General features: G+C 71.0%; 8 protein-coding genes. 4 read left to right on the top strand and 4 right to left on the bottom strand.

Going from position 1 to position 7341, the window contains the following annotated elements; translation table 11 throughout:
- The 3 genes from A2U95_RS32095 to A2U95_RS20485 form a co-directional block, all read left to right on the top strand.
- Positions 1-196: hypothetical protein (locus A2U95_RS32095; RefSeq protein WP_206282919.1), on the top strand; the 196-nt coding region annotated here is incomplete at its 5' end.
- 22 nt (positions 197-218) lie between these two features.
- A protein-coding gene (locus A2U95_RS20490; protein ID WP_206282918.1) for an IS5 family transposase occupies positions 219-1099 on the top strand; the annotation gives its coding sequence in 2 pieces (ribosomal slippage) (positions 219-579 and positions 579-1099; 882 coding nt in all).
- Positions 1100-1352: 253 nt separating this feature from the next.
- Entirely contained in the window at positions 1353-2285 is a 933-nt protein-coding gene (locus A2U95_RS20485; RefSeq protein ID WP_166024598.1) for a transposase family protein, read from the top strand.
- A gap of 453 nt (positions 2286-2738) precedes the next feature.
- Here A2U95_RS20485 and A2U95_RS20480 read toward each other — a convergent pair whose 3' ends face one another.
- The 3 genes from A2U95_RS20480 to A2U95_RS20470 form a co-directional block, all read right to left on the bottom strand.
- The gene (locus A2U95_RS20480) at positions 2739-3026 is read right to left on the bottom strand and encodes a hypothetical protein (protein WP_166024596.1); all 288 of its coding nucleotides are present in this window, start codon (positions 3024-3026) and stop codon (positions 2739-2741) included.
- Positions 3027-3514: 488 nt separating this feature from the next.
- The gene (locus A2U95_RS20475; protein WP_166024593.1) at positions 3515-3793 is read right to left on the bottom strand and encodes a hypothetical protein; all 279 of its coding nucleotides are present in this window, start codon (positions 3791-3793) and stop codon (positions 3515-3517) included.
- A gap of 68 nt (positions 3794-3861) precedes the next feature.
- Entirely contained in the window at positions 3862-4002 is a 141-nt protein-coding gene (locus tag A2U95_RS20470; protein WP_166024591.1) for a hypothetical protein, read from the bottom strand.
- Positions 4003-4264: 262 nt separating this feature from the next.
- On the opposite strand from A2U95_RS20470, the gene A2U95_RS20465 reads away from it, so the two are divergent.
- On the top strand, positions 4265-5806 hold the full coding sequence (locus A2U95_RS20465) for an isocitrate lyase/PEP mutase family protein (RefSeq protein ID WP_166024589.1): 1542 nt from the start codon (positions 4265-4267) through the stop codon (positions 5804-5806).
- A gap of 400 nt (positions 5807-6206) precedes the next feature.
- Here A2U95_RS20465 and A2U95_RS20460 read toward each other — a convergent pair whose 3' ends face one another.
- Positions 6207-6932: a dienelactone hydrolase family protein gene (locus A2U95_RS20460; protein WP_166024587.1), complete on the bottom strand. Its 726-nt coding sequence runs from the start codon at positions 6930-6932 to the stop codon at positions 6207-6209.
- Positions 6933-7341 lie beyond the last annotated feature (409 nt).

Below are 7341 nucleotides of genomic sequence, written 5' to 3'. Positions count from 1 at the left end.
TGAGGGTGCCCCCGGGTTCCCGGTTGAAGCTCATGTCCACGCCGGCGGTGGTCTTCGCGGACAGGCCCAGGGGGCCATTGTGGAAGAAGGTGTCACCGAGGCGGATGCGCTCGCTCTGATCGGTCGAACCGTACTGGCCGGCTTAGGTTGGCGAAGCAGAACTAAGTTCTGTCCGGCGGATCATGTGACCTTCTGACCGGTCGCTCGTTGGTTCGGTCATGGGTCGGGGGGATCTGATGAATCGCGAGTGGTCGTTGCTGGAGCCGCATCTACCACCTTCAGGTGGTCGGGGTGGACGGTGGAACGACCACCGCACCGTGGTCAACGAGATCCTGTTCCGGGTCCGGACCGGCGTCCCCTGGCGTGACCTGCCGGAACGCTACGGCTCGTGGAAAACCGTCTACGAACGGCATCGCCGCTGGTCGGCGGACGGAACCTGGGACCGGATCCTGCACGCGGTCCAGGCCGACGCCGACCTCGCCGGGCGGATCGACTGGTCGATGGTCGGCGTCGACCCGACGTCCTGCCGGGCCCACCAGCACGCGGCCGGCGCCCGCAAGACCCGGCCGCGGGTCCCGAAAAAAGGACGACGCCCCGGCACCACCGCCCCGACGAGGGACTCGGACGCTCCCGGGGCGGCCTGACCTGCAAGATCCACCCCGCCGGTGAAGGAGGCTGCCGCCCCATGGCCCTCCTGCTCACACCGGGCCAGTGGGGCGACGCCCCGCAACTGGTCGAGGTCCTGGACCGGATCCGGGTGCCCCGGCCGCTGGGCGGACGCCCTCGGACCCGGCCCGACCACGTCAGCGGCGACAAGGCATACAGCTCCCGCCGAAACCGCCGCTACCTGCGAAGACGCCACATCCAGCACACGATCCCCGAACCGAAGGACCAGCGGGCCAACCGCCGGCGCCGAGGCAAAGACGGCGGAAGGCCAACCGGCTTCGACCCCGACCGCTACCGCCGCCGCAACGAGGTCGAGCGCACCATCAACCGGCTCAAGAACTCCCGCGCGGTCGCCACCCGCTACGACAAGCGGGCCTACGTCTTCCACGGCACCGTCACCGCCGCAGCGATCCGGCTCTGGCTCCGCCAGTGATCCGCCGGACAGGACATAGACGAGCCCAACGACGTGATCCCCGTGGGGAAGCCCCTCCCCCATGGCAACGGGAGCCTCATCGATGCCCACTTGATCCGCAAGCTCGAACCAGAGCAACTGGGGACCGCCCTACGCGTAATGCTGTCCTACGCAGCAAGTGCGGGCCTCGAAGTGCCCGTGCCCTCGGACAGCTAACGAGCTCGTGCACGGTAAGCGGTGAGACGTCGCGCTTCTGATCGTCGATCATGGTTGTGTGGTGGGGAACGTGTCTCGTGCAGCGATCATCAGCGACCGGAGGATCACGGGTCTGTCGGCTGATGTGATCGCTGAACTCGTGGCTGAACTTGGTCCGTTGTGGCATGAACGGCACCAGGCCAGGTTTGCTTCCCGGTCTCGGAAGCGGGCTGTGGGCGCGGGTGCGAAGCACCGTCTGGTGTTCGTCGACCGGCTCCTGGCCACCCTCGTGCACCTCCGACACGCGGTCACACACGACGTGCTGGCCTGCTGGTTCGGTGTCGATCGCTCCACCATCACCCGTGCCGTCGGAGAGGTGCGACCGCTGCTCGCCGAGCGAGGGTGCACCGTCAGCCCAGGGGTGCGGCTGCGGACCCTGGCCGAGGTCATCGGCCACCTCGGTGCGAGCGGACAGACCGGGATCATCGACGGCACCGAGATCCGGGTCCGCCGGCCGGCCGCCGGACACAACGACCGGGACACGTTCATCTCCGGCAAGAACAAGCAGAACGCGGTCAAGACCATGGTCGTCACGGACGGCGCTGGCCGGGTGCTGTTCTGCAGCCCGACCAGGCCCGGAAGCTGCGCGGACATCACCCACGCCCGCCAGCTCGGGCTGATCAAGCTTTTGGCCGATGGGCCCGCGGTCGAGATCCTCGCCGATGCCGGCTACCAGGGCTTGGGAGCCCAGACCGGCGGCCGGGTGGTCACACCACCACACCACAAGTTCAAGAACGCCCCCGACTGGTACGAGGAGATGCACGAGCACCGGCGCAAAGCCCATTCCTCGAGGCGGATCCGGGTCGAGCACGGCATCGCCCACCTGAAGAACTGGCGTGCTCTCACCCGCCACCTCGGCCGCCGCGAACACATGAGTCACACCATCCAGGCCATCGCCGGTCTGCTGTCCCACCAGCAGACCGCGGATCTGGCCTCGGCACGGCAGATGTGAACACGGAGCCATGTCGAAGCCTTCGATGCCTCACCGCTTACCGTGCACGAGCTCGTTGGGTTGCCAGACTGGTTCGTCCCTCACTGTGCTGAGGGACGAACCCTGGCGAGGTGCAGTGTCACTTATCTGCACCGCACTTTCGCCGAGCGGCAACCGAGCAGTGTTTAACCGGCACCTTCATACCGGGACGAGTACCTGGTCGTCAGCCGCTCCAGCTCCCCCTCACCTTGGCGAGCGATCTAGCCACACCACCGTTCCACTCTCAATCTGCGATCGGGAGCTGCACACGCCACTGACATATGGAACTGGCGGGACTGTCCTGGGCCTGCGGGCGACCCGGTACCGGCCTCCGCGCAGTAGAAGGAGTGGCGGCTGCCTCTATAGAGGCAGCCGCCACCCAGCTGAAGATGGTCCTCACGTCCGCCCGTCACGAGGAAACCTGGGATAGGGGAACTACGAGCCCTTCCTGGAGTGGCGGATCATCAGAAAAGTCAGCACGGAGGCTGAGGGAAAGCCCAGGGCAGCGAGCGCGAGGGGAACTGCTTCTCCGGTCTGCAGTCCGTAGACAAGAACAATCACGGAAACTACGAAACCGACGATCACGAACGCCACGAGTTTCGTCTTATCGCTCATTTTTCCACCCCGATCCGTCTGACATGAGTCGCTGGCCTCGCTGCCTGTCTTGATGTCCTGGAGGCGGGCGAGGAGTCGTTGGTGCGTCGCTGCGGTGGTGAGCAGCATCCAGCCCTCCACCGCAGGACTACGTGCACGTTCAGCGGCCCTAAGGCCTTGCCGTCAGCATCCCTGATCAGCCGTACGTGATCAGTTCTGCATTCGCGTACCCGGCTGCACCGCCTACGGCGCATCCGACACCGACCGCAGCAGCCGTCCCCCACGGTCCGAAAGTGCTGGCAGCAGTGATAATCCCAGTCTCCGCCGCGGCACCGATGCCCCCTATACAACCAGTGACCGCTCCCCATATGTCGTTGGTGCTCTCGAGGAAGTCACCGACATCCGACAGGGAGAGAAGCCCGGTGGGGTCGATGCGGTTGACGGGGTCGCCCTCGGCGTAGAGGTAGGGGTTCTTCTCCTGGCCGGAGGGGTCGGGGCTGCTGCACCCCCGCCTCCTTGTTGACGACCAGGGTGAAGAGGGAGAACGACACGGGGCGCGGCAGGAGCTGCGGGTGCGTCCGCCGCGGTGCGGGGCCGGGCGGCGGTGTGCGGCCCGCTCACCATGGCGGGGGTGACCCGCCGTCGTGGGCGGCGGGCGGGGAGGAGAGGAACCAGCGGGCGGGTGCCCCGGTGCCGTCGAGGACGCGGCGGCACAGTTCCCGGACGGTCCTTCGGGCGTGCGGCGCGTCGTCGGCGAGCAGGAAGACGGCCAGGGCGATCTCCCCGGGCCCGCTGTGCACGCGCAGGTGCTCGACGCCGGCGACGTCCTCGGCCCGGGCGCGGATGCGGTGGACGACTCCGGCGGTCTCGTCCGGGTCCAGCTCGGGGCCGGTCATTCTCAGGGTGTACAGGTACATGGGTTGCCTTCCGGCCGGGTGGGGACGGGGACGAGACCGTCCCCGGGCTACCAGCCGAAGCCGTCGTCCAGGACGCCCGCCTCACCGGTCGCGGCCGGCGAGGCCGCCAGCGCCTGGGAGGAGCCTCCGAGGCCGGTGCCGACGAGCATCAGGAACAGAACCGCGGCTCGGATGACACGACGACGCATGACACGCTCCTTGGGAAGTGACCGTTGCCCGGCCCGATTCCCGGGCCGGGGTTCTTTCCGTCGGATCAAGCTTGTCCGCCGGAATCGGCCCTGTCACGCGTTGACCTGCGGCATCATCGCGCCTGGCAGCTTGGCGTCACCGTCCCCCGGCCGGGGAGGGACAGCAGCACGCGTCCGCGCCCGGCGCGTGGGGACGTGAGGCCCTGACGGCGCGGTGACGGTTCGGGGGAGGCCGAAGCGTCTTCGCCCTAACGTCGGGGCCATGACGCAGACGACGCATGAGTTCGACCGCTACGCGGATGTTTCGGCGGCGCTCGCCGACCCCGCGCTCGTCCCGGAGCTGCCGGCCGCGGACGGCGGCGCGGCCGGGGCCGGGGCCGGCGTCGCGTGGCTGCGCGCCACCGTGGCCCGGTTCAGCTCCGGTGAGCCGCACCGGCGGCGGCGGGCCCTGGTGGAGGCCGAACTGGCCCGGCTGGAGCCCGCCGCGCTGCGGCGGGCGGTGGCGGAGGGGCCCGAGGAGGAGGTCCGGGTGCGGGTGGTGCGCACCCTCGCCGAGGCTCTGGGGATGCCGGAGCCCGGGGTGGTCGCGGAGGCGGTGACCGTGGTGGCCGGGGCCTACTTCGGGGGTGCGGACGCGGCCGCGGACGAGGCGGTGGCGCGCCTGGTGGCGCACCTGGTGCCGGTGCCGGCGGACGAGGCCGCGCTGGAGGCCGCCGCCAACCGCATCGGGCTGCTGGTGCAGGCCTGCGCGGCGACGGCCGCGCTGGTGGAGGCCGCGGCCGGCGGCGACGTACCGCTGGCCCGGGTGCTCCGGGAAGCTCCGCCGGTGGCGTCCGTGCGCCGGGTCGCCGCTCGTGCCACCCGGGTCGCCGGCCGGGAGATCGCCGAGGGCGACGTGGTGCTCCTGGACCTCGCGGCCGCCAACCGCGTGCACCCCGTGCCCCTCACCTTCGGCGCGCCGCCGCGGGTGTGCCCCGGCCGGGCCCACGCCCTCGCCCTGGCCGAGGGTCTGCTGCGGCGCCCGCGCAGTGCCTTCGCCCGTCTGCACGACCAGGTGGCCCCGCTGCTGCTGCCCAACGCCTGGGACTACGCCTCCGCGGCCGTCCTGGCGGCGCAGGGCTTCGAGGCGATCGGCACCACGAGTCTGGGCGTGGCCGCGGCCGCGGGTCTGCCGGACGGGGCGGCGGCGACCGCCGAGGAGACCCTGGCGCTGGCCCGCCGGCTCGGGCAGGGCTCCTTCCTGTTCACCGTCGACATGGAAGGGGGCTTCAGCGACGACCCGCAGGAGGTGGCCGAGCTGGCCGGAAGGCTGTACGCCGCGGGCGCCGCGGGGGTCAACCTGGAGGACGGGCGCCCGGACGGCACCCTCGCCCCCGTGGAACTGCACGCCGCGAAGATCGCCGCGGTCAAGGCCGCCGTGCCCGCGCTGTTCGTGAACGCCCGCACCGACACGTACTGGCTCGGGTGCCGGGGGGAGGAGACCGGGGCGCGTGCGGCGGTGTACGAACAGGCCGGTGCGGACGGGGTGTTCGTGCCGGGGCTGTCGGACCCGGACAGGATCGCCGCCCTGGTGGCGGCCCTCACCGTCCCGCTGAACATCCTGTACGCGCCGGCCGGACCCACCGTCACCGAGCTGGCCGCGCTGGGCGTGCGCAGGATCAGTCTCGGCTCCCTGCTCTACCGCAACGCCCTGGCGGCCGTCGCGGCCACCGCGAGCGCCGTCCGTGACGGCCTGCCGGTGGAAGGCGCGGCCCTCTCCTACGCGGAGGTGCAGGCGCTGGGGGCGCCGCGGCGGTCCATGTGATGCGCGTCCGGTGTCCTGCTCCTGAGCGATGCTCAGCAGACGTTCGTCGCTCAGGACCAGGACACCCGACGGTACGGAGCGAGCCCTGGGGCGGGGCACTGGACACGCACCCTCCGATGCTCAATAACAGCAAAAAGCTCCCCCCACCCACTTCCGCCGCCCCTGCGGGTCCCACTTCGGTCCGTCATGGTCCGACCCGGACCACCCCGTACCGAAACGGTTCCCGTCCCGAACCCCGGGCTCCGCCCGTCACCCCGAAGGGGTTCCCTTCGCACGCCTGTCTTGCTGTTATTTGCATCAGGCAGCTATCTGGTGGGAGCAGGGCTGATGCCGGTGGGCCCGCGCATTCGACGGCCGCCGGTTCCCCGAGGAACCCGGCCCGCTGCGGTCGCCGACCGGATCACTCCGTGATGGGCAGGCACTCGGCGAGCAGGTCGACGACGTCCCGCCAGGCTCGCTGCGCGTGCTGCGGGTGATGACCGACCCCGGGGAGCACGGTGTGGTCGACCGGCGGGTGGTGGAAGGCGTGCAGGGCGCCGCCATAGACCACGAGGCGCCAGTCGACGCCCGCGGCCTGCATCTCGGCGGTGAACGCCTCCCGTTGCGCGGGCGGCATGATCGGGTCTTCCGACCCGACCCCGGCCCACACCGGGCAGCCGATGCGCGCCGCCTCGCCCGGCCGGCCCGTGGTCAGTCCGTTGACCGTCGCGATCGCACGCAGGCCGGCGCCGTCGCGCCCGAGTTCCAGCGCGATGGCGCCCCCGGTGCCGTAGCCGACGGCGGCGATGCGGTCCGGGTCGGTCCGCGGCTCGGCGCGCAGCACGTCGAGCGCCGCGTGGCCGATGCCCCGCATCCGGCCGGGGTCGGCGAGCAGCGGCAGGCAGCGGGCCAGCATCTCCTCGGGGTCGCCCAGATAGCGTCCGCCGTGAAGGTCGAAGGCCAGGGCCACGTATCCCAGCCCGGCGAGGGCCTCGGCCCGGCGGCGCTCGACGTCGCTGAGCCCCACCCCCTCGGGCCCGACCAGGACCGCGGGCCGGCGGCCGGCACCGGCCGGGAGCGCGAGATGCCCGGTCATCGTCAGGCCGTCGGCCTCATATGCGATCGTGCGCGTGGTCACCGTCGTCATGAGCCCGGACTGTACTGACCGCCGAGCCCGGCCGGACCGGTGTTCTGCCACTGGCAGAAGACAGCTCTCCGGCCCATTCCCGAACCACCCCGTCGACGGTGCGGCTCGGAGCCTGCCGCCGGTCCTCGAGGAAGCGCGCTGGAGACGGCCGTGAAGAAGACGGTGCGACACCCTGCCCCGGAGGCATGACCTGCGAAGGCCGGAGCCGGGGCGAGACGTGATACGCCTCGCACCCACCTCGGTCCCGACGAGTGCGACCGATGACACCACGCCGCCAAGCCCACGCTCGCCGTGTGACCCACGACCGCGTGTCCACCATCACGAGGAAGGCCCCTCACCGGTACCCCGCACCCAGCGCACCCCGTGCACCGACGCGACTCACCGGCGGCGGTCCGGTCGCCGACGGCTC

Source organism: Streptomyces chilikensis (assembly GCF_001642695.1).
In the GTDB taxonomy this organism is placed as follows: domain Bacteria; phylum Actinomycetota; class Actinomycetes; order Streptomycetales; family Streptomycetaceae; genus Streptomyces; species Streptomyces chilikensis.
This window is presented reverse-complemented; position numbering and strand designations above follow the sequence as displayed.

What these genes read in the sequence shown, in the direction of transcription:
- A2U95_RS20480 (WP_166024596.1), bottom strand. Translation starts at nt 3,026, where the DNA reads ATGCTGCTCACCACCGCAGCGACGCACCAACGACTCCTCGCCCGCCTC.
- A2U95_RS20475 (WP_166024593.1), bottom strand. Translation starts at nt 3,793, where the DNA reads ATGACCGGCCCCGAGCTGGACCCGGACGAGACCGCCGGAGTCGTCCAC.
- A2U95_RS20470 (WP_166024591.1), bottom strand. Translation starts at nt 4,002, where the DNA reads ATGCGTCGTCGTGTCATCCGAGCCGCGGTTCTGTTCCTGATGCTCGTC.
- A2U95_RS20465 (WP_166024589.1), top strand. Translation starts at nt 4,265, where the DNA reads ATGACGCAGACGACGCATGAGTTCGACCGCTACGCGGATGTTTCGGCG.
- A2U95_RS20460 (WP_166024587.1), bottom strand. Translation starts at nt 6,932, where the DNA reads ATGACGACGGTGACCACGCGCACGATCGCATATGAGGCCGACGGCCTG.